This is a genomic window from Flavobacterium sp. CBA20B-1 (assembly GCF_028473145.1).
Lineage (GTDB): Bacteria > Bacteroidota > Bacteroidia > Flavobacteriales > Flavobacteriaceae > Flavobacterium.
Genome location: NZ_CP092370.1, coordinates 1,502,834 through 1,524,870 on the forward strand (window position 1 = coordinate 1,502,834; position 22,037 = coordinate 1,524,870).

General features: G+C 34.5%; 29 protein-coding genes. 15 read left to right on the forward strand and 14 right to left on the reverse strand.

The features are described 5' to 3' along the window. Positions 1-14: 14 nt before the first annotated feature. Positions 15-878: a cupin-like domain-containing protein gene (locus MG290_RS07465; protein WP_264560728.1), complete on the forward strand. Its 864-nt coding sequence runs from the start codon at positions 15-17 to the stop codon at positions 876-878. A 193-nt stretch (positions 879-1,071) separates the two neighbouring features. Further along, positions 1,072-1,449, forward strand: coding sequence for a hypothetical protein (locus MG290_RS07470; RefSeq protein ID WP_264560729.1), 378 nt, complete (start codon positions 1,072-1,074; stop codon positions 1,447-1,449). Positions 1,450-1,462: 13 nt separating this feature from the next. Here MG290_RS07470 and MG290_RS07475 read toward each other — a convergent pair whose 3' ends face one another. Continuing rightward, on the reverse strand, positions 1,463-2,068 hold the full coding sequence (locus MG290_RS07475) for a thioredoxin family protein (RefSeq protein WP_264560730.1): 606 nt from the start codon (positions 2,066-2,068) through the stop codon (positions 1,463-1,465). A gap of 47 nt (positions 2,069-2,115) precedes the next feature. On the opposite strand from MG290_RS07475, the gene MG290_RS07480 reads away from it, so the two are divergent. The 8 genes from MG290_RS07480 (at position 2,116) to MG290_RS07515 (ending at position 7,448) form a co-directional block, all read left to right on the forward strand. Next, a complete protein-coding gene (locus MG290_RS07480) occupies positions 2,116-2,904 on the forward strand; it encodes a patatin-like phospholipase family protein (protein WP_264560731.1) in 789 nt (262 codons plus the stop codon). Between the two features lie 76 nt (positions 2,905-2,980). Beyond that, on the forward strand, positions 2,981-3,211 hold the full coding sequence (locus MG290_RS07485; protein ID WP_264560732.1) for a hypothetical protein: 231 nt from the start codon (positions 2,981-2,983) through the stop codon (positions 3,209-3,211). Positions 3,212-3,601: 390 nt separating this feature from the next. After that, on the forward strand, positions 3,602-4,306 hold the full coding sequence (gene pyrH / locus MG290_RS07490; RefSeq protein WP_257499745.1) for a UMP kinase: 705 nt from the start codon (positions 3,602-3,604) through the stop codon (positions 4,304-4,306). Between the two features lie 15 nt (positions 4,307-4,321). Continuing rightward, positions 4,322-4,885 (forward strand): ribosome recycling factor, encoded by a 564-nt coding sequence (frr, locus tag MG290_RS07495; RefSeq protein WP_264560733.1) that lies wholly within the window; start codon positions 4,322-4,324, stop codon positions 4,883-4,885. 201 nt (positions 4,886-5,086) lie between these two features. Then, on the forward strand, positions 5,087-5,653 hold the full coding sequence (locus tag MG290_RS07500) for a DUF6642 family protein (RefSeq protein WP_264560734.1): 567 nt from the start codon (positions 5,087-5,089) through the stop codon (positions 5,651-5,653). Between the two features lie 48 nt (positions 5,654-5,701). Continuing rightward, positions 5,702-6,088: a DUF3060 domain-containing protein gene (locus MG290_RS07505; RefSeq protein ID WP_264560735.1), complete on the forward strand. Its 387-nt coding sequence runs from the start codon at positions 5,702-5,704 to the stop codon at positions 6,086-6,088. Between the two features lie 71 nt (positions 6,089-6,159). Further along, positions 6,160-6,912, forward strand: a complete 753-nt coding sequence (bla, locus tag MG290_RS07510) for a subclass B1 metallo-beta-lactamase (protein ID WP_264560736.1) — start codon at positions 6,160-6,162, stop codon at positions 6,910-6,912. Then, positions 6,912-7,448, forward strand: coding sequence for a YqiA/YcfP family alpha/beta fold hydrolase (locus MG290_RS07515; protein WP_264560737.1), 537 nt, complete (start codon positions 6,912-6,914; stop codon positions 7,446-7,448). The genes bla and MG290_RS07515 overlap by 1 nt, the downstream gene beginning before the upstream one ends. 164 nt (positions 7,449-7,612) lie before the next feature. On the opposite strand, the gene MG290_RS07520 is transcribed toward MG290_RS07515, so the two are convergent. From MG290_RS07520 to MG290_RS07530, 3 genes are read right to left on the reverse strand one after another with little or no spacing between them, the layout of a single operon-like run. Beyond that, a complete protein-coding gene (locus tag MG290_RS07520) occupies positions 7,613-8,107 on the reverse strand; it encodes a DinB family protein (RefSeq protein ID WP_264560738.1) in 495 nt (164 codons plus the stop codon). A gap of 21 nt (positions 8,108-8,128) precedes the next feature. After that, positions 8,129-8,629 (reverse strand): hypothetical protein, encoded by a 501-nt coding sequence (locus tag MG290_RS07525; RefSeq protein ID WP_264560739.1) that lies wholly within the window; start codon positions 8,627-8,629, stop codon positions 8,129-8,131. A gap of 4 nt (positions 8,630-8,633) precedes the next feature. Beyond that, a complete protein-coding gene (locus MG290_RS07530; protein ID WP_264560740.1) occupies positions 8,634-8,963 on the reverse strand; it encodes a DMT family transporter in 330 nt (109 codons plus the stop codon). 132 nt (positions 8,964-9,095) lie between these two features. Here MG290_RS07530 and asnS point away from each other — a divergent pair, with 132 nt between their 5' ends. The 4 genes from asnS to MG290_RS07550 all read left to right on the forward strand — a co-directional run bounded on the left by asnS (position 9,096) and on the right by MG290_RS07550 (position 13,428). Continuing rightward, entirely contained in the window at positions 9,096-10,532 is a 1,437-nt protein-coding gene (gene asnS / locus MG290_RS07535) for an asparagine--tRNA ligase (protein WP_264560741.1), read from the forward strand. A 75-nt stretch (positions 10,533-10,607) separates the two neighbouring features. Continuing rightward, positions 10,608-11,237 carry a hypothetical protein gene (locus tag MG290_RS07540; RefSeq protein ID WP_264560742.1) on the forward strand — a complete coding sequence of 210 codons (630 nt, stop codon included), beginning with the start codon at positions 10,608-10,610 and terminating at the stop codon, positions 11,235-11,237. Positions 11,238-11,359: 122 nt separating this feature from the next. Next, positions 11,360-12,823, forward strand: a complete 1,464-nt coding sequence (rpoN, locus tag MG290_RS07545; RefSeq protein WP_264560743.1) for an RNA polymerase factor sigma-54 — start codon at positions 11,360-11,362, stop codon at positions 12,821-12,823. Beyond that, on the forward strand, positions 12,823-13,428 hold the full coding sequence (locus MG290_RS07550; RefSeq protein ID WP_264560744.1) for a hypothetical protein: 606 nt from the start codon (positions 12,823-12,825) through the stop codon (positions 13,426-13,428). The genes rpoN and MG290_RS07550 overlap by 1 nt, the downstream gene beginning before the upstream one ends. A gap of 191 nt (positions 13,429-13,619) precedes the next feature. Here the strand turns inward: MG290_RS07550 and MG290_RS07555 are convergent, their stop codons facing one another. The 8 genes from MG290_RS07555 to MG290_RS07590 form a co-directional block, all read right to left on the reverse strand. After that, complete coding sequence (locus tag MG290_RS07555) at positions 13,620-13,868, reverse strand: RHS repeat domain-containing protein (RefSeq protein ID WP_264560745.1); 249 nt, start codon at positions 13,866-13,868, stop codon at positions 13,620-13,622. Then, positions 13,858-14,310, reverse strand: a complete 453-nt coding sequence (locus MG290_RS07560; protein WP_264560746.1) for a hypothetical protein — start codon at positions 14,308-14,310, stop codon at positions 13,858-13,860. Before MG290_RS07560 ends, MG290_RS07555 begins: the two co-directional genes overlap by 11 nt. Positions 14,311-14,321: 11 nt before the next feature. Further along, a complete protein-coding gene (locus MG290_RS07565; protein ID WP_264560747.1) occupies positions 14,322-14,660 on the reverse strand; it encodes a hypothetical protein in 339 nt (112 codons plus the stop codon). Positions 14,661-14,669: 9 nt separating this feature from the next. Beyond that, entirely contained in the window at positions 14,670-15,122 is a 453-nt protein-coding gene (locus MG290_RS07570; RefSeq protein ID WP_264560748.1) for a hypothetical protein, read from the reverse strand. Positions 15,123-15,311: 189 nt separating this feature from the next. Next, positions 15,312-15,686, reverse strand: a complete 375-nt coding sequence (locus MG290_RS07575; RefSeq protein WP_264560749.1) for a hypothetical protein — start codon at positions 15,684-15,686, stop codon at positions 15,312-15,314. A 448-nt stretch (positions 15,687-16,134) separates the two neighbouring features. Then, complete coding sequence (locus tag MG290_RS07580) at positions 16,135-16,827, reverse strand: porin family protein (protein WP_264560750.1); 693 nt, start codon at positions 16,825-16,827, stop codon at positions 16,135-16,137. 154 nt (positions 16,828-16,981) lie between these two features. Next, the gene (locus tag MG290_RS07585; protein WP_264560751.1) at positions 16,982-18,232 is read right to left on the reverse strand and encodes a DUF3078 domain-containing protein; all 1,251 of its coding nucleotides are present in this window, start codon (positions 18,230-18,232) and stop codon (positions 16,982-16,984) included. Beyond that, a complete protein-coding gene (locus MG290_RS07590) occupies positions 18,225-19,991 on the reverse strand; it encodes a 1-deoxy-D-xylulose-5-phosphate synthase (protein ID WP_264560752.1) in 1,767 nt (588 codons plus the stop codon). The genes MG290_RS07585 and MG290_RS07590 overlap by 8 nt, the downstream gene beginning before the upstream one ends. 67 nt (positions 19,992-20,058) lie before the next feature. Here MG290_RS07590 and MG290_RS07595 point away from each other — a divergent pair, with 67 nt between their 5' ends. Further along, entirely contained in the window at positions 20,059-20,493 is a 435-nt protein-coding gene (locus MG290_RS07595) for a nucleoside deaminase (RefSeq protein WP_264563186.1), read from the forward strand. Positions 20,494-20,522: 29 nt separating this feature from the next. Here the strand turns inward: MG290_RS07595 and MG290_RS07600 are convergent, their stop codons facing one another. Together MG290_RS07600 and MG290_RS07605 are read right to left on the reverse strand one after the other, a co-directional pair. Further along, complete coding sequence (locus MG290_RS07600) at positions 20,523-21,113, reverse strand: porin family protein (protein ID WP_264560753.1); 591 nt, start codon at positions 21,111-21,113, stop codon at positions 20,523-20,525. Positions 21,114-21,269: 156 nt separating this feature from the next. Next, the gene (locus tag MG290_RS07605) at positions 21,270-21,968 is read right to left on the reverse strand and encodes a porin family protein (protein ID WP_264560754.1); all 699 of its coding nucleotides are present in this window, start codon (positions 21,966-21,968) and stop codon (positions 21,270-21,272) included. Between the last annotated feature and the right edge of the window lie 69 nt (positions 21,969-22,037).

A 22,037-nucleotide genomic window follows, 5' to 3' on the forward strand; every position in this document is an offset into this window, starting at 1 on the left:
GCTAAAATTTGAGTATGAGTTTTAATTATATAGAAATTGAGCGCGTAACAAAACTTACGAAAAAAGAGTTTATAGAGAACTATTATAAAAAACAAAAACCAGTTGTTATTACCAATCAAATTGAAGATTGGCCTGCATTTACCAAATGGAATTTAGATTTTATTAGAGAAATTGCCGGCGATAAAATAGTACCGCTTTATGACAGCAGAAAAACCGATTATACCAAAAAAGTAAACGAGCCCGATTTTAAAATGACAATGGCCGAATACATTGACATTCTTGAGAAAGGCCCAACCGATTTACGCATTTTCTTATACAATCTTATGAAAGATGCACCGCAGATGAAAGACGACATGCGTTGGCCCGATTTAGGCTTACGTTTAATAAAAAGTTTGCCGTTGGTGTTTTTTGGTGGTGAAGATGCGAAGGTTTTTATGCATTATGATATTGATTTACCTAATATTTTCCATTTTCATTTCGATGGAAAAAAACAATGTGTATTAGTAGATCCAAAGGAAACAAAATACATGTACCGCTTGCCGTATTCGTGGATTTGTCATGAAGAAATAGATTTTGACAATCCCGATTTTGAACGATTTCCGGCACTTAAAAAAGTGAATCCGTACATTACGCAATTGCAGCACGGCGAAATGTTGTACATGCCCGAAGGTTGGTGGCATTACATGAAATACCAAACACCAGGATTTTCGTTAAGTTTACGATCATTAGCAGGCAGACCAAAAAATTTATTTGCAGGTTTAAAAAACGTAACATTCAACCGTTTATATGACAACTTTATGCGGAAACGCAAAGGCCAAGAATGGTTAGATTATAAAGATGCCGAAGCAATTAGACGGACGAATGCTATACTGAAATAAACAAAAACGCAGCTTAATTAGTTGCGTTTTAATTTTAAATATTTTTTTAATAGAAATATATTTATATTTTTGATTAAAATAAAACAAAATTATCTTATTTTAGAAATGAAGAAGAAAATGGTTTAATCCACAAATAGCTAAATCAGAAACTTCTACATTAAAGAATAATTTATTATTTAAAACAAGCTAAAACATGAGCTTCACACAATATTTAAAAGATAAATCAACTTTTTTAGTTATCTGGTTTTCAATACATGCTTTTGCTTTTTTTGTGAACTTTTTTAAAATCAATGGTCAAATTTTAAAAACCCCAAACGGAAGTGATTTTATAGGTGGTGGATATACCTACAAGACTACAAACTTATTCACTTCAGCCAATAAACATTATAGTTCTTCAAATCATAATTACACATCTGATTTTTGGCCTTTTGTAAATTTTTTTGGAAAAAGTAGTGATAATGGATTCAGAGGTTTCTTTAATAATTATAATTTACCAGAATTTATATTTTATTCAACTGTAATATTTATTATACTTTTTTTTAGATATAAAGCAATGAATAAAAAACGTTAAACAAAAACGCAGCTTAATTAGCTGCGTTTTTTAATAATTCCATCAGTTCATTCTGCATAGAAATTCCTTTATCATTGTTGTACCAAACTTGCACACCTTCTTTTACTTTATCATTAAAACCTCCATTTTCATCTAACAGGCGTTTAACTTCAATTTGAGCAGAGGCCGGTCGTGGTCCCCAAGTAAACAATTCTTTATTAAGATCAGCAGAAACAGCAATTAATTTAGGAATCGATTTTCCTCCATTGGTTAAATACTGCTTCATTAATTCATCGTTATCATCACGTAAAACCAAACGCAAATCAATCAACGGATTAATTTCAGCAAGCTTTTGCAATACTGGAACATTCTGTGCAGCATCTCCACACCAGCTTTCTGTAAGCACGATCCACACCTGTTTTTCAGAAATTTGCTTTGTAGCGTTTTCCAGTTCTGGAAGTATTTGCTGGGTTTTATCTAAGCGTTTCATTCTGGCACGGTTCAGTTTTGTAAAATCGGTAAGCATCTCGTTCTGCTCGTGTCCCGTTGAACTGTTCTCGTTAATTTTTTGATCGATCAAATTTAAATAATCGTTATAAGACATCGAATTTTCGATTGCTTTTTGGTATATCGCCTGCATAATTTGTATTTTTATGCAAAAATAACGATTTAACGTTACAAAATATAATGAATAACAACTCAACCGTTTTCGGTTTAGCATTATCGGGCGGCGGTCACAAAGGAATTGCCCATGCCGGTGTACTACAGTTTTTAAACGAACAGGAGATTTTCCCCGAAATTATATCGGGAACCAGCGCAGGTTCTATCGTAGGCGGGTTGTATGCCAACGGAATGAAACCCAAGGAAATTTTAACATTTTTTAAATCGGTGAGTTTGTTCAGCTGGACGCATTTATCTTTTAGAAAAGCAGGTTTTTTAGATGCCGATCAATTTGGAAGATACCTTGAAAAAGAATTTGGCAACAAAACCATAAAAGAATTAGATGTGGAATTGTACATCTCTGCTACCGAAATGGAGCGCGGAAAACTTAAAATCTTTCATAAAAACACTAAAATTGTTTCGGCCATTTTGGCATCAAGTGCGTTTCCGGGTGTTTTTTCACCAGTTGTAGTAAACAATAAAATTTACAGCGATGGCGGCATTTTAAACAATTATCCGGTAAACACCATTCAAGGGCGATGCGATTTTTTAATTGGCAGCAACGTAAACCCCTATTTGCCGCAACAATCCACAAAATTCAGCTCTATAAAATCGGTGGCATTACGAGCGTTTGAAATCATGATGATGCAAAACACTTTTCCGCAAAACGAGCTGTGTGATTGGCATATCCAAGCAGATGAGCTGGCAAACTATAGCACCTTTGAAACTTCAAAAAAACGTATGGATGAAATTTTTGATATCGGATACGAACACGCCAAAGCAGACTTTGAAAAAATAAAAGATAAATTACCTTAACTAAATTGTTCAAATGAATGATTTTCAGTTATCTGATTTTTTTTCGTAAATTTGAATTGTAAATAGTTTTAAAATCATGGATTTACAAACAAGAAAAATAGAATTTGTACAGGCTTTTCTTAAACTTCAAAGTGAAGAATTAATTTCTGAATTTGAAAAACTTTTAAGAAACGTGAAACAATTGGAATCTGACAAAGATTTTGAGCCTTTTACTGCTGAAGAATTAAACGAGCGTATTTTACAATCGGAAAAAGATTTTGAAAATAACAAGTTTAAAACAACCGCGAAAATTCTTTCAAAATACTAAAAGGTGAAATAAAAATTGTTTGGTGTGCGTTTTCGGAAAATCAAATCGATGCTATTTTCAATTATTACACCTAAAAAGCAACCTATAAAGTTGCATTAAATATTGTAACCCAAATACTTTTAGCTCCAAATATTTTAATCGACAACCCTAAAATCGGACAAAAAGAACACACTTTACAAAACAGATTAATTACCTATCACTATATTTTATCCTCAAATTATAAAATCATTTATTCCATTGATGATGATGAAATGCTGATAAAAATTGCAGATGTTTTCGATACCCGTCAGAACCCAAATAAAATAGAGCGGGAAAAATAAAAGATAAATTGCCGTAAGCTTTTTTAAACAATAGCAAAAATAATATATTTGCAAATAAATTTTCCTCAGTATGAAATACAAAAGAATACTTCTAAAATTAAGTGGTGAAGCTTTAATGGGCGACAACCAATACGGTATCGACCCAAATCGCTTGGCAGAATATGCCCAAGAAATAAAAAAAATCGTTAATTTAGGTGTGGAAGTAGCCATTGTAATTGGCGGAGGAAACATTTTTAGAGGTGTTGCCGGAGCAAGCAAAGGTATGGATCGCGTACAAGGCGATTATATGGGAATGCTGGCAACGGTAATTAACGGAATGGCATTGCAAGGCGCTTTGGAAGATGCAGGAATGCTTACCCGTTTGCAAACTGCATTAAAAATTGAAGCCATTGCAGAACCTTATATTAAACGCAGAGCGGTTCGCCATTTAGAAAAAGGCAGAATTGTAATTTTTGGTGCAGGAACCGGAAATCCGTATTTCACCACCGATACCGCTGCTGTTTTAAGAGGAATTGAAGTGGGTGCCGATGTAATTTTAAAAGGAACTCGCGTTGATGGTGTGTACACTGCCGATCCGGAAAAAGATCCATCTGCAACGAAATACGAAAACATTTCGTTTGCCGATGTTTTAGAAAAAGGATTGAATGTGATGGATACAACCGCATTTACATTGAGCCAAGAAAACCATTTGCCAATTGTGGTTTTTGACATGAACAAAGAAAGTAATTTATTAAAAGTGTGTCAGGGTGAAAACATTGGCACAACAGTTTACTAATAAAAAAGATCAGTTATGACAGATGAAATTAATTTTATAATAGACGAAGCAAAAGAATCAATGAACGGTTCTATTGAGCATTTAAACAAAGCTTTGTTAAACATTCGTGCCGGAAAAGCAAACCCGCAAATGTTAGGTGCTGTTTTTGTTGATTATTACGGATCGGCAACAGCATTATCACAGGTAGCAAACATCAATGTGCCTGATCCACGAACGTTGACCGTGACACCTTGGGAAAAAAACATGTTGCAACCTATTGAAAAAGCAATTATGATTGCCAATTTAGGATTGAACCCAATGAACAACGGCGATATGATTATTATTAACATTCCACCGTTAACAGAGGAACGCCGTAAAGATTTGGCTAAACAAGCGAAAACCGAAGCTGAAGATGCTAAAATATCCATTCGCAATGCGCGTAAAGATGCCAATACCGATATCAAGAAACAGGAAAAAGAAGGAACTTCTGAAGATATTTGTAAAGATGCCGAAGACCGCATTCAAAAATTAACCGATTCGTATATTAAAAAAATCGATGAAATCTACGCTGAGAAAGAAGCAGAAATCATGAAAGTATAAGTAAAAAGCCACTCAAATCGAGTGGCTTTTCTGCTAAATAAATAGCTATAAAAATGTTTTTATTGGTTCTAGTTAAATTTTAATTTTAGGAAAAACGTTAAAGAAATTTAAATAGTATATTAAATATTCCTAAAAAACAAAAGCCTAATAATGCTGCTTTTTTATAAGCAACCGAAACAATATCTTTGATAAAAAATAGTAATGTATTTATCTAACGAACAACTAAAGTTATTTTGTTTGGAATGCGTTAAAAGCGTTGATGAATATGCAGACAGCAAGATTTTTCCGCTTTTAGAACAACTTGTAAGGCAACACAGCATTGTAAATGTTTACAAAGCCGTTGATTCTATTGAAGATTTTGAAGAAAGTTTGAACACGTTGCTTTATGAGGATCGAAATTTTAAAGATTATGATTTGTTGTATTTTATTTGCGGTGGTACAGAAAATGAAATCATCGTAAACGATTACCTTTATACTTTAGAAGAAATTGCCGAACTTTTTGAAGGAAAATTAAAAGGTAAAATTCTGCATTTTGCCAACTCTAAAATCTTAAATTTAGACAGCGAAACGGCTCAATTTTTTTTAGATGTCACGGGTGCAAAAGCCATCTCGGGTTATCAACATCAAAACTTCACAAGCAGTATTTTGCTCGATTATCACTTCTTGGCGCTGCATATTCATTTTACCGATGTAACGGAACTTGTAGAAGAACTGTTTCAGAAACATTACGCTTTGTGCACCAATTTAGGGTTTCATTTGTATTATTAATTTGAAAAATTGGCATTAAAATTGTACCTTTAATAAAAATAATTTTTTATGAAAAAGCATTTAAAAATAATTGCGATTATTGGCTTAGGAATTGCTTCCTTAACTACATTTGCAATGATACCAAACACTCCTTCTATAAAAACGGAAAAATACCAAAAAGAAATTATTATTGAAGGTGTGGGCGTAACCAAAACTATTGAAGTAACCGGTGATGAAACCATTCGTATTGAAGGAACCAATAACAAAATCACCATTATTGGCGCATGTGATTTGATTAAAATTGAAGGTGTGGATAACGTAGTAACGGTTGACGATGTGAAAACCATACAAATTGAAGGTACGGGTAATAAAGTAAACTACAAAAAATCATCGGCAGCAGATGGCAAAGCCAAAACTTCGGTAGCAGGCGTAAACAACAAAATAATGAAAATATAAAGCATGAAAATCCGTTTTAAGATTTAAAAACGGATTTTTTATTTTGTACTTTTGAATGAAATCTACATTCCATGAAAATCATTCAACTATTTCTGCTTTCTGTGATTTCGATAATAACTTTAAGTTGTTCTACGCAGAAGAAAAAATCAGAAAACAAAACCGTTTATCAGTCCGAAACATTAGTCATTACGCAAGTTTCTCCAAATGTGTATCAGCACACTTCGTTTTTGCAAACCGAACGTTTTGGCAATGTTCCCTGCAACGGAATGATTGTTCACAATAATAACGAAACGGTGGTTATTGATACACCTGTAAACGGTGAAATTTCAGAAGAATTGATTCAATGGATTCAGCACAACTTAAAAAGTAAAATCAATGCAATTGTTCCCACGCATTTTCACGATGATTGTTTGGGTGGATTACATGCATTTCATAAACACAAAATTGCATCAATCGGAAACGAAAAAACAATCGAAATTGCAAAAGAAAAACAACTTCCTGTTCCTTTAAAATCGTTTACCAATCAAGAAAAAATAGCAGTCGGAAAGCACTTTGTAACACTTTATTTTTTTGGTGAAGGCCATACAAAAGACAATATTGTAGCTTATTATCCACATGAAAAAGCGCTGTTTGGCGGATGTTTGATAAAGGAACTAAACGCTACAAAAGGAAATTTAGCCGATGCCAATGAAGCCGCTTGGGCAGCAACAGCAATCCAATTAAAAAGCACGATCACAGATGTTCAAATTGTGATTCCAGGGCATGGTGCCGTTGGAAACAGCGACTTAATTGATTACACCATAAAATTATTCACACAGAAATAATGCAGTACGTTTACATTCACGGTTTTGGTACCACAGGCGCAAACAGCATCAAGTTCAAAAAAATTCAGGCACATGCATGGGCAAATAATGCAAGAGCAATTGCATTGGAATGGAACGAAAAGCAGTCGGATATTTTGCAACAGCTTACATCGCAACTTGTTAACCAAATTAATTGGAACGAACCGGTTTGTTTGATTGGATCGTCAACAGGGGGAAATTTCACCTATCAACTTTTAGAACAATTTGCAGATAAAAAGATTTCGTTTGTATTGATAAATCCGTTGTTGAATATCGAACAACGAAAAACAGATAATTATCTTTTCCCAATGTTGCTGGCAAATCAATTGAAAAATCCACCGACTGATTTAGCCAACGGATTGATTCTTTTAGGAAAAAACGATGAAGTTTTAGATTACAACTACACCTACGAACGTTTATTTGAATTAAACAAAATTATTGTAGGCGAATGGAATCACACTTTGAGTGATTTAGATACTGAAGAACTATTGCGCTATATTGACTCTGTAAGTCAATAAATTCACATCTCGACTTCGCTTGATGTCATAAAACAATTTATAAATTCATCGTCAGTTCGAGCCTTTCTACAAGCTCAAGACAGGCTTTGTCGAGAACTTATCAAAAACTTCTCGATACACTTCACTTCGTTACGCAACTCGAAGTGACGATAAATCATATTTCTTTACGCTTTATCATCTGCAGACGGACCGTAAATTCCCGGAACAGGAATATCAAGCAAACGCATATAAACCGTTAATTGTCCGCGGTGATGCACCAAATGATTGGTAACCAAGAAACGCAATGCACCTGTTTTGGGCAGCGAAACAATTACATGATCACCCGCTTTCAACGTCCAATTTTCAAAAACAATGGTTTCATCCATTTGTTCAATAATTGCCTTGTTTTTCAGAAAATCTGCCTCATATGTTTGCAACAATTCCTCTACGGATGATAGGTTGGGTTGTTGATAATCGGTATGAAAATCAAATGTATCTTTAGTAAGCACAAAATCTACCCAATTGTGCAACTCCACTATATGATTTGCCAATGCGCCTAAAGTCATTGACTTTTCGTGTGGTTTATAACTAAATTGTTCATTTTTTAATCTACTGATGATGCGCTTGGTGTTTTCTTTTTCGCGCTCTAGTTCAATCAATATTGCTTTTTTAATGCTCATTATATTTTTTGTTTTAATTGCTCACTCAAACAAACAAGGTTCCGAATCTCTAAAAAATATTACTGTATTTCCAAAATCAATTTTTAAGTTAGAATGTTCGGTTTGTTCTTTTCTATTACTTAAATTAATCAAATAGTTTGCAAAATCGTTAATCGTTTTTGTCTCATCAGATTCGAAATTCTGAACGTAAATTCGTTTTTTATGCTCTAAAAATTCAAATTGATAATCTAAACCATCTTCAACATACTCATTTATATATTCTTTTTTATAATTAATATGCTTAACCGCGTTTATATACTCATTAATTTTAGTTTTTTCATCATTATTCATTAAATAAAAAAAACCTTTAATTCTTGATGGATAATTATGTGAAACAAATACAGTATCTTTTGTGAACTTAAATGTACTTAAATTTTGCATTCCTGTATATGCAAAAACGAATTCGCTTTGCAGCACTACCTTTTCTTCCTTTTTACAAGAAGAAAAAGATACTATAAAACAGAAAGCTATTATAATTTTCATTGTTTTAATGTGCCGAAACCATTTTTAATCCTACAATCGATCCAATCAATGTAAAAATAAAAAACATACGCCAAAAATCGGCTGGTTCCTTAAAAAATAAAATCCCCATGGTTACCGAACCCACAGCTCCTATCCCACTCCAAACCGCATAAGCCGTTCCCAAAGGCAAGGTTTTACTGGCTTTTATAAGCAATGCCATACTGATTGAAACACTTATCAAAAAACCTAAATACCATGCATATTTTTCTGTTCCGGCAGACGTATGTGCTCTGCCAATACAATATGTAAAAGCAACTTCGAACAAACCGCCAATAATCAATAAAATCCAGTTCATTTTTAAAATCTTTAGCAATCAAAGATAGAAAATTCGGCAAACAAAAGGGCTAAAATTTATCCGTTCAAACAATGAAAAAAAATTGTATTTTTGCACCCTATAACAATTGACACCTATTTATAGCAAAATATAATGAAACATACCAAGATTAAAGATCTTTTAGCAGGTTCAAGTCTTTTACAAGAAGTGGTGGCAAAAGGTTGGGTTCGCAGTTTTAGAAACAACCAATTCATTGCTTTGAACGACGGTTCAACCATTCACAACATTCAGTGCGTTTTAGAATTAGATGCATTTCCCGAAGAAACGATTAAACGCATTACAACCGGTGCGGCAATTAGCGTAAAAGGCACGTTGGTTGAAAGCCAAGGCAAAGGACAGAAATACGAAATTCAAGCAAACTCGCTGGAAATTTTAGGTGATTCAGATGCTGAAAAATATCCGATACAACCCAAAAAACACTCGTTAGAATTTTTACGCGAAAACGCCCATTTGCGTATTCGTACCAATATGTTTGGTGCTATTATGCGAGTGCGCAGCACGCTTTCTTATGCGGTGCACAAATATTTTCAAGACAATGGTTTTTTCTATGTGAACACTCCGATTGTTACGGGTTCAGATGCAGAAGGTGCGGGTGAAATGTTTCAAGTAACCTCGTTGCCATTAGACGGTTCTGCTCCAAGAAACGAAGACGGAAGCATCAATTATAAAGAAGACTTTTTTGGAAAACACACCAATTTAACTGTTTCCGGACAGCTCGAAGCAGAAACATATGCCATGGCTTTGGGGCAAGTTTATACATTTGGACCTACTTTTCGCGCAGAAAACTCGAACACATCGCGCCATTTGGCTGAGTTTTGGATGATTGAACCAGAGGTAGCATTCAACAATTTAGACGACAACATGGATTTGGCGGAAGATTTCATCAAATTTGTGATTAAATATACTTTGGAAAAGTGCGAAGACGATTTAAAATTGTTGGAAACCCGATTGATTGAAGAAGAAAAATCGAAACCACAGGCAGAACGCTCTGAAATGAGTTTAATTGAAAAACTACAATTTGTTTTAGAGAATAATTTTAAACGCGTTTCTTATACCGAAGCAATTGATATTTTAAAAGCATCGAAACCCAATAAAAACAAAAAATTCCAATATATTATCGACGAATGGGGAGCCGATTTACAAAGCGAGCACGAACGTTTCTTGGTTGAAAAGCACTTTAAATGTCCGGTGATTTTGTTTGATTATCCAGCGAAAATCAAAGCTTTTTACATGCGTTTGAATGAAGACGGAAAAACTGTTCGCGCAATGGATATTTTATTCCCCGGCATTGGTGAAATTGTAGGCGGATCACAACGTGAAGAACGCTATGAGGTGTTGGTAGAAAAAATGCAGGCACTAAACATTCCCGAAGAAGAATTATGGTGGTACTTGGATACCCGCAAATTTGGATCGGCAGTGCACTCTGGGTTTGGTTTAGGTTTTGAACGTTTGGTATTGTTCGTAACCGGAATGACCAACATTCGCGACGTGATTCCATTCCCAAGAACACCGCAAAACGCAGAGTTTTAAGTCATAAAAAACGTTCAACTTAAAAAAGTCTGAGCGTTTTTTTTTATTAACTTATCGTTTTAAATTTTATTATAAATGATTTTACCAAAAGAACTTAAAGAAGCCATAACACATCTGTCATCAACCGAAAAAGACAAACTCATTTTCCGTTTGTTAAAAAAAGATCTGGCATTGGCAAACCGTTTGCTTTTTGAATTAGTGAGTACAGAAACTGTTGAAGAAAAGCGAAAAAAATTAGAAGAATCATTATCTTTTGAAATAGATCGAGCTGTTAAACATTTTTATTCACCCGGTTATTTATCAATGGATGTGCGCTATATGAGTGGAATGATTACCGAACATGTTCAAATTACAAAAGATAAATTTGGTGATCCATATCTAAATCTGCATCTTTTAAACGGTTTAATCCCTAAGCTAAATAAAACATTAGAAACGTATCCGCCACAAAAAGCAAATAAATTTTATGTACCTGCTTTAGCTCGTATTTTTAAAATTTTAATGAACATTTCAAAATTTCACGAAGACGAACAGTATGAATTCACTGAAAGCTTGAACCAATTAGGAATGTGTATCGGCGAAAACCCTGGTTTTATGAAAGCAGCCATAAATAACGGGCTCGACGTTAATTGGCTAATACATGCTGAAATACCAAAAGATATAGTTGCTATCCACAAAAATATTCGTGAGATGGGGTTCTTAAGATAAGAATAAAAAAACAATTTTTTACAACCCTTTAAGTTTGACACAAGACTAATTATTTGTTATTTTTGAATAAATTAGTTTGTGTCAAACTTTTTTATTACTAAAAGTTATAGGAGCATTACAAAATGTTAAAACAGAATTTACAATTAAAATTATCGCAGAAATTATCGCCGCAGCAAATTCAGTTAATGAAACTGATTCAATTGCCCACGCTTGCTTTTGAACAACGCTTAAAAGAAGAGTTGGTAGAAAATCCTGCCTTAGAATCGGGGAAAGAAGAAACCAACGAAGCCGATGATTTTCAGGATAATTCAGATGAATTTGATGATTTCGACAATGAGCATATCGACACAGATGACATCAATATCGATGATTATTTAAGCGATGATGAAATTCCTGATTATAAATTAAAAAGCAATAATTACAGCGACGACGATGACGATACGTTCATGCCTATCGAAGCACAAATTAGTTTTCATCAAAGTTTGATTGAACAATTAAACACGTTTATTTTAACCGACGAACAACGAATTATTGCCGAGTTCTTAATAGGCAGCATGGACGATATGGGTTATATTCGCCGCGATATTCAAGATATTGTAGATGATATGGCATTCACGCAAGGCATCTACGCCAGTGAAGAACAAGTGCAACAAATTCTTGAAAACATTATTCACGAATTAGAACCAAGCGGTGTGGGTGCACGCGATTTACAAGAGTGTTTATCACTACAGCTGCAAAGCAAAACACCCAATGAATCGATCGATTTGGCTAAAGATATTATTGAAAATCAATTTGAAGCTTTCACCAAAAAACATTACGATAAATTGTTGCAAAAATACAATGTAACCCAATCGCAACTTCGAAAAGCTATTGATGAAATTGAAAAATTAAACCCAAAACCAGGCGGAAGTTTTTCGGGCAGTTCCCGAGCAATTGAGCATATTATTCCCGATTTTACCGTGAAGGTTGATGATGGCGAAATTGAATTATTGCTCAACAGCCGAAATGCTCCCGAATTGCACGTTTCAAAAGACTATCAGGAAATGTTGCAAACCTATAAAGAAACCAATCAAAAATCAACCGCACAAAAAGATGCCGTGCAATTCATCAAACAAAAGTTAGACGGTGCCAAATGGTTTATCGATGCTATTAAACAACGCCAAGAAACCCTTTTTGTGACCATGAGTGCGATTATTGAATATCAAAAAGAATATTTTTTAGACGGCGACGAAACCAAAATACGTCCGATGATTTTAAAGGATATTGCCGATATGGTGGGGTTAGACATTTCAACCATTTCGCGGGTTGCCAACAGCAAATATGTGGATACGCCTTATGGCACCAAACTGATTAAAGAGTTTTTCTCTGAAGCAATGATGAACGATCAAGGCGAAGAAGTTTCTACCATAGAAATTAAAAAGATTTTGCAAAACATTATTGAAGATGAAGACAAACAAAAACCATTACCCGATGATAAATTGGCAGAAATGTTAAAAGAAAAAGGATACCCAATTGCCCGCAGAACGGTTGCAAAATACCGCGAACAGCTTGATATTCCGGTAGCCCGTATGCGCAAAAAAATTTAATGAAGCATGTTGCAAACATACTATCTATACTATTCCATCCTGTTTTTATTCCAACCATAATCACAGGATGTTTTTACTTCTTAAATGCCGACTTTTTTTTGCCTATTGAACGTTTTGTAGCCACCGGACAAGCCTTTTTAATGACTTTTTTGCTGCCTATTTGCATTTATTTCTTTTTAAAATCGTTGGGTTTGCTGAAATCGTCAATCATGATTCGAAATGTGCGCGAACGCAGCGTACCTATTTTTGTAAACATCTTAATTATCAACGTTTTAATCTTTAAAATTTGGGCAGATGTTTCCAACAGCTCTTTAAAAGTATTTTTTATTGGCTATTGCATTTCCTACAGCATTTTGTTTTTCAGCGTGCTTTTAAAACGTAAATACAGTGTGCACGTGGCCAGTCTGTGCAGTGCCATACCGCTTTTTGTAAACCAAACCACTACTTATTACTTAAATCCGTTTTTTGTTTTGCCCATTTTGTTGATTTTAATTGGTTTAGTTGCCAGTTCGCGCTTGTATTTAAGGGCACATACCCATGTAGAAATCATCGTTGGTGCGTTAATTGGTTTTGTGCCGTCGTTTATTTTGTTTTATAGTATGTAGCAATCGTGATTGGGGTTCTTTAAAAAATTAAAGAAACGGACTATATCCGCTCCTTTATAAATTTAGTTACCATCGTAAACAACTTCCCAATTCATAGTTTTTAATTCATCTAACGTAAAACTGTAACGTTTATCGTATAAATTTTGTTCTTGAATTTCTTCCAAACTGTATTTGCTTAAAGTAGATTGTTTCTAAAAAAGACCTAAGCACTTCACTCTTTTCAAATTGATATTGAGAAATTTTAACGGATTATTCATTACATATCCGTAACGATTGTAATTCTGTGAATTGCTTGGATTTTGTATAAAATTATCCGGTGCAAGAAAACGATGCAATTTAGGGTCATACAAGCGGGCATTCCTATTTATTAAACCAACACCTTGCAAATGTTCGTGTCCTGTGTATCCTCTTTCTAAGAACGTTAAATCTTTATTCTTCATAAGGCGGATACATGCGCATATCTTTCATCACTTCGGTAGGCGGATATGTAATTTCATAATCTAATAGCTGAATATCTTCTATACTTAAATCATAACGCTTTAATACTTTATATTCATCTATAATTGAACTCCACGTATTATTTTTAATAGTATCTGTATGAAAAATAAATATTGATAGTGTATCTCCGTCAGAAATTAATTCTTCCCACGGTAAAGTAGATGAAAAATCTATACTTTCTCCAGGATACACGCTCCAACGAAAATTAGTTTCAACAATTGTGGTGTCAGGATAGTTTGGTACCCCATAACTTTTCGAAGAATAACTACTTATTTCATGATTACTATGGTTTTTTAACAAAATAGCATATTCTTTATCAGGATATTCACAACTTATTAAAGCTGTGATTATTACAAAATATGAGATGATTCTAAAACGATACATAATATTATTTTTTAATTTAATGGATAATAAGGTCTTGTTTCGGGATTTTGATATTGTGACCAATCTACGAGCCCCTTATAATGTTTGTCAAAATACCTTCTTGCCCAACGATTAGCAGATGTTTCTGTACCGAAGTCATTATGTACATGACCTCTTTTTTCATCTTTCGCTGCACTTATTAAACTTGGTATTCCATAAGCAAAAAGATACCCAAAACCAGAACGTTCGCTTTGGAATATATGCCCATATTCGTGCATATAAAGTGGGGTTGTTAAAACAAACTGTTCGAAACTTATACTATTATCAACCTCCCCTGGAAGATTTATATTTATAAAGTTACCGATAGTCATTTAATTTATTTATTCTTCATAAGGCGGATACATGCGCATATCTTTCATCACTTCGGTAGGCGGATATGTAATTTCATAATCTAATAGCTGAATATCTTCTATACTTAAATCATAACGCTTTAATACTTTATATTCTTCGCGAATAGTTTCCCAAGAATAATTATCAACAACATAAGCATCAAAGAAATATATTGACAAAGTATCAATATTGTATTTTTTAAAAACTTCTTCTATGCTTATAAGACCACCTTGATATGAAATCGTATGAGGAGAAACTTTAAGTTGTACTTTTTGTTCAGGTATTAAAGTATCTGGATATACGTTAGATATGATTGATTCATTTTTTTCAAAATAAATAGTTTTTTCTGAATTATTAATTATACGAAATTTATACGTTTGAGTTGGGTTTTCGCAACTAATAAATAATAGTACGTTAATAAAAATTAAAACATTTGCTTTCATAATAAAAATATTAATATTAATTATCGAAGAATATAATCGACAAAATTCCAAACAACGCCATATCGCCCATCAAAATATCTACGTGCCCAGCGGTTAGCTTGTCTTTCATAAGATTTTGTATGATGATCATCACTTTTAGCACTTAGTAAACTGTGAATACCTATACCAAATAAATAACCTAAATCTGAATTATTCTCCTGTATAAATGATTTCCCAATTCATAGCTTCTAAATCTTGTATGGTTAAATCATACCTAATCAAGTACCTTTCGTTTTCTACCACTTCTTCCCAAGGCGTATTATCTATCACTTCTCTATCAAAAAGCCAGATATAAAGCCTAGAGCCATCATTGATATAGCCTAGTTTAGCCGAGGAATTTCGCTCAATAAAAAAATTTTCATTTGGTTGCCACTCCAATTCTGCTACTTTTCCTCTCGCCCACCAATATATTTCGCCTTCAGAATTGTTTATTATAGTAATCTCTGCATCAACATCATCGATGTCCGGGCAACCATACAATAAAAATAAAATTGAAATCGAGAATACATATTTTAATAATTTCATAATAATTAGTTTTTTAAAAAATTATGCCAAATAAGAAATAACCTAAATCTGACCAATGTAGCCTGTAATGAGAGGTGTTTCCACCTGGATTATTTCCTCCATTCCTTGGATTTATATAAGGTGATAAAACATTCTCATTTCTATACGAATTTAAATCAAAAAAGTTTACACTTCCTTGTTCATATCCTGCTGTTCCGGTGCCATAATGCTTATCAAAATATCTACGTGCCCAGCGATTGGCTTGCTTTTCATAAGTTTAAATGTAAGGATTACTGTAAATTAAATAAAAGAAATTTAATCTTGATTTTTCAAGAAGTATTCATAAGTGTAGGTATTTTTTGTTAAAACAAATTTAATAAAAAAACACCATTCTTAAAATAATTTTATTTTTCTTCAAAATAATTCCTTAAAATACCTTAAAATTATTAATTAAAATATTGAAGGAACCTTACAAAATATAAAACATCAGCCCCAGATTCAACATATTAAAATGACTTTCACTATCGATAATATTTTGGGCATACAAGGGTTTAAAGCCATAATAAGCATAAAAATTCCATGTATTGAAACCTGCCGCAACATACACACCAAGGTTTGATTTGGAGAAAAAATGGGGATTTTTGAAGGTATAATTCCCTAAATCGCCTCGGTATTTTGAAGTAGAATTCAGTAAATAGCTGTATTTAATTCCTGTGTAAATACGCCAAAATTTATGTGAATGCACTTTGGAAGTGCGCCAGCGAAATTCGATTGGAATTTCGATATACGAGAGCTTTTGAACGTTTTTATCTGGATTATCGTCTATTGCAAAGGCAATCGAAGCATCATCAACCAAAGCCAAATTGTGTCGCAAATTATAAAATGCAAAACCCACGCCCGGTGCAATGGCTAAAGTGCGTTGTTTATTGATTGGAAAATCTCTCAAAAAGCCAAAATTGGTTCCTATGGAAATAGATCTTTGATTGATACCATTGGGCTTTTTTAGCAACAAACTGTGTGTTACGCCCACATAAAACTGGTCTTCCCGATAAAAAGGATCGGTAACTTTTATGGTGCGTTCCAATTCCGGAATGGTATCTGTTGCCTGCGAAAATGCTTGTACAGAAACCAAAAGAAGCAATATGTTAAAATTTTTTTTCATCATCTACAAATTATAAAACAATCCAACTTCCAAAGAAAATTACATCCGTTCATCAAAGCCTTTCGAAATGTTCAAGATAAGTTGTGTTAGCACTACAAACGCCCCACACACTTCATCATCACCCTCGAAATACCAACAAAAAAACCAATCGGCACTAAAAATTATAAACCAAACCAACGCTTAGCAATTGCTTAAATTGCACCCGCGGACCTTCGGTGATTTGCACGCCATCAACGTCGCGCTTGTTTTTTATGTCATCATCATAAATCAAATGACCGCCCAAAGTGGCTTTTAGCAAACTGTTGATTTTCATTTCTAACTGCAATTGCCAGTCGATATCTATATTTCCAAAATTATTCAAATAATCGGTATATAAGGTAAGATTGTTCTTTAAATTCACATTGTTCATAATGCTTTTATTCCATTCGGTGGTAAACAAAAAACCCAATTCGTTTCTCGATTTTTTGCCCGGTTGCAACAAATTTCCATTGGTATCAAATATTCCGCCTTCTAAACCAAAAGCACCACTGTTTGCCAAAGCATCATCTAAAACCAAAGTAGATTTTAACGTAAGGGGCGAAATATAGGCTTTAAAATTGTTTTTGGAATACTCAGAACCAATACCGGCAAATAAATAAGCAGGTGCAAGCGCGCGCGAAATAGGCACTTCTACATTTGGATAGGCATAACCGTTTGCCATTTGCGTGTTCAGCGTAACTTTGGCAGAATAATACCAATTCGATTTTACCGATGTTTTATACCCAAAAGATGAATTAATGGTTAAAACGTCGTCGGTTTTGCGCAGCTCTAAATTTTCTTGTTTATTCAATCCATACCGCACCTTTAATTCGTTTACCCAAATAGTGCGTCCTCTTTCATATTTTCGGGTGAAATCGCCTTTCACAATACCCGAAATGGAACTAAAACCACCTGCATTCCAATTTGAAAATGTTCCTTGGTTGATATCTAGCCCAAGCGTATTTGTTTTCTTCCAAAAACTCATTTCTGACCGAACAGGCGAAAGCGCATCATACAAAATTTGTGAGTTGGCACGGGGTGTACGGTCATAGACCATTCCTTCTGGTTTAGGAATTAAAAAATAGGCCAAATCGCTGTTTTTGTTGCGTTTTGTAACTTCAAAGGTAGATAGAACCACTTGGTGCACATTGCCCGCTGAGAAACTAGTTAAAACAGAATCTTGCAGCACCATTTTAGGTTCAACAGTAATCGGACGTATAAAAATGGTATCGTTTTTCTTTACCAACGTATCAAAAACCGAAAATTGTGTTCTGTAAAATGTATCAATATCTATTTTTGGTTTCTTTACCAACAATGTATCAGCAGGTTGCGAAAAACCAATCGCCGAAATCATTAGAAAAAAAACAACTATTTTAAATTTAAACATTACTGATTTTTTTTAATATTTGTTGAATAGATACGGCATCTAAACCACATTGTTGCCATTGTTCATGAACGGTGGCATGTTCTATAAACGCATCGGGCACACCTAAATTGATCACTTGCGTGTTGGTTTTGCTTTCTGAAACAATTTGATTCACAACGCTGCCAAACCCACCATTTACAACACCTTCTTCAATCGTGAGCAATATTTCGTAGGTATTTGCTAAATCTAAAATTGCCTGTTTATTCAAAGGTTTAATTTGCAAGAAATGATACACCGAAAAATAATCATCATCAAAATTTAAGGCTTCTAACACATTTTCGATGATGGTTCCGGTGGATAAAACCGCTGCCTTTCTTCCTTTTTTTATAGATTGAATGGAAGTAAAATCAATAGTTTCAAAAGGAACATTCCATTCTTGAATAGTTGCATAGCCTCGCGGATAGCGAACTGCAACCGGCTGTGATTGATTGTTTTGAAGGTTATAAAGCACTTGTCGCAATTCTACTGCATCTTTTGGCGCAAGAATTCTCATATTGGGAATTGCTTGTAAATACGCAATATCAAATACACCCTGATGCGTGGCACCATCTTCGCCCACCAAGCCTGCTCTATCAATGCAAAAAACCACTGGAATATTTTGCAATGCTACATCGTGGATTAATTGATCGTATGCACGCTGCAAAAACGTAGAATAAATGGCACAAAAAACAGTGAAACCACTTAGTGAAATACCGGCTGCCAAGGTAACGGCGTGTTGCTCGGCAATACCCACGTCGATGGCGCGTTCCGGAAAAACATCCATCATGTGTTTTAACGAACTTCCTGTGGGCATTGCTGGGGTAATGGCAAATATGTTAGCATTTTGCTGGGCTAATTCCAACAATGTCAATCCAAAAACATCTTGATATTTGGTGCGTTTTTGCGCTTTATTTTCAAGCAAATCGCCTGTAATTTTATCAAACTTTCCAGGAGCATGATAAACCACTTGGTTTTCTTCGGCTTGTTTTAGTCCTTTTCCTTTGGTAGTGATGATGTGCAGAAACTGTGGCCCCGTTTTGCTTTTTAATCGTTGCAATTCATGGATTAAGGCTTTTAAATCGTGCCCGTCAATCGGTCCCACGTATTTAAAATTCAACGATTTAATCATGTTGTTCACCTTTGGATTTTCGCCTTGCTTCACTTGCATTAAATAGCTTTTCAAAGCACCCACGCTCGGGTCAATTCCGATGGCATTATCGTTTAAAACCACAATTAAATTAGCATTGGCAACACCTGCATGATTCAACGCCTCGAACGCCATTCCCGAAGCAATAGACGCATCACCAATCACGGCTATATGCTGTGCGTGTGCATTGCCTTTTAACTTGCTGCCCATTGCCATGCCAAGCGCGGCCGATATAGATGTAGAGGAATGCCCCACGCCAAAAGCATCGTATGCGCTTTCACTGATTTTCGGGAAACCACTCAATCCGTTTTTTTGTCGGTTGCTGGCAAACTGCTCTTTTCTTCCTGTTAGAATTTTGTGTACATATGCCTGATGCCCCACATCCCAAACCAATTTATCAATGGGTGTATCAAACACATAATGCAACGCAATAGTAAGCTCTACCACTCCCAAACTTGCCCCCAAATGACCGCCGTTTACAGAAACCACATCGATAATAAAACTGCGAATTTCAGCAGCTAACTGTTGCAGTTGCTCGATTGTTTTCGATTTTAAATCGGCAGGAAATTCAATAGTGGGTAAAATCGGAGCCATTCGTTTTAAAAATATAAAGCAAATTTACAATAATATCTTATTTTTGACGAATAATTTACTGATTGGTATGCTGCTGAACCACGAATATTACATGCAAATTGCTTTAACAGAAGCGAAAGAAGCTTTTGAGAAAGATGAAATTCCCATTGGTGCACTAATTGTTGCAAACGATCGAATCATTGCTAAAACCCACAACCTCACTGAAAGTTTAAACGATGTTACGGCGCATGCAGAAATGCAGGCTATCACGGCAGCAGCACATGCTATTGGAGGCAAATATCTAAAAAACTGCACCATGTATTTAACCGTTGAACCTTGCCAAATGTGTGCAGGTGCTTTGTATTGGAGCCAAATTTCTAAAATTGTTATTGGCGCACAAGACAATAAACGCGGGTTTACAACTATGGGCGGAAAACTGCATCCAAAAACTGAAATTATTTATGGTGTTCTTGAAAAAGAATGCAGCGCATTGATGCACGATTTTTTTAGAAAAAAAAGATAAAAACCTGCTTTTTCAGCAGGTTTTATTAGTTAAAAACGATAGCCCACAGAAAGCTGCATTACCCTGTTTTTCCAATCCACATCGGGATTATCAATTACATTGGTTAAACCTGCATTGTATCGGGCAGAAATCATAAAATCAATGATATTTACGCTTAAGCCTACATTTACAGAAAAATCAAAGTCATTGAAATTAGGGCTTTGGGGATCTAAATCAGACCATTTTACTTTAGAATCGGTTAAAAATCCTGCTTGCGGACCTGCCTCAATTGCGATTCCATTGGTTAAATAATATTTTAGCATCACCGGTACGTTCACATAACTTAAATTAAAATCATGCTCTAAGGTGTTGTTTTCAAAAGTGGTTTTCCATTTACCACCTGCCGATGAATAATACACTTCGGGTTGAATGGCAAACTTGTCAAAACGAACTTCAGCAAACGCACCAATATGAAATCCGTTGATGGAATTGTTGTCGTGAAATTCTTGCCAACTACTTCCCTCTAATTTGGCATTGTTGTACCCAACTTTGGGACCGAAAGTAAAATCTTGCGCACTAACTGCATTTGTAAATAAAAACGCTGAAAAAAGTGCTGTTGTAATTTTAGATAACTTTTTCATAGAATAGATCTTTTTTTATGTTTATCAAATTTTAAACCAAAGTTAAAATTACTCAAAATAACACAAATATGTTATTTGATTCAAGCATAAACTGTAACTTTTTTCCACAAAAAAACCGCAACAAATCGTTGCGGTTTTCACTAAATATTGTAATTATTAGAATTTGTAACCTACAGAAATTTGGATTACACCGTTTTTAATATCATAAGCAGGATTCTTATACTCAATACCTTCAAAAGTTTCAGTGTACTCTTTAGATATTTTTGCCAAGCCTAAATTGTAACGAGCTCCTACAAAAAAGCCGTTATCTAAATTGAAACTCGCACCAGCACCGATACCAAAATCAATAGAATTTGTCCCGTCTTTCATGTCTTCTGTTGAACTTTCGCTCTCAGTTACACCAGCCATTGTAAGTGTTCCTTCACTTTTAACTTCAGATTTTATATTAAAACCAACATAAGGACCTGCTTCAATTGCCAAACTTGGAATTACATAATATTTAGCCATAATAGGCACATTTATGTAATGTAAATTCCATTTTGCTTCTGCTTCGTAAGCAAAAGTTTGCCCCATAATTGTTTCCGTTCCAGACTGTTCCGCTTTACCTCCTTGAACGGAATATAAAAGTTCGGGCTGGATAGCAAATTTGTCATTAAATTTAATTTCTGCAAAAGCACCTACGTGAAAACCTACTTGTCCTTTATCAAGTTTAATTGTTTCCCCATCTTCTTTAATTTCTCCATTAATTTTAGCAAAGTTCACACCTGCTTTAGGACCAAATTTTACTTCTTGCTGTGCCAATGCGCTTGTAGAAAACGCAACCAACCCTAAAAGGGTCATCGTAATTTTTCTCATAAATATATTTTTAAAAATTTTGTTTCTAACAAAAATAACAATTAAAATGATTTAACAAAGCTTTTTTGA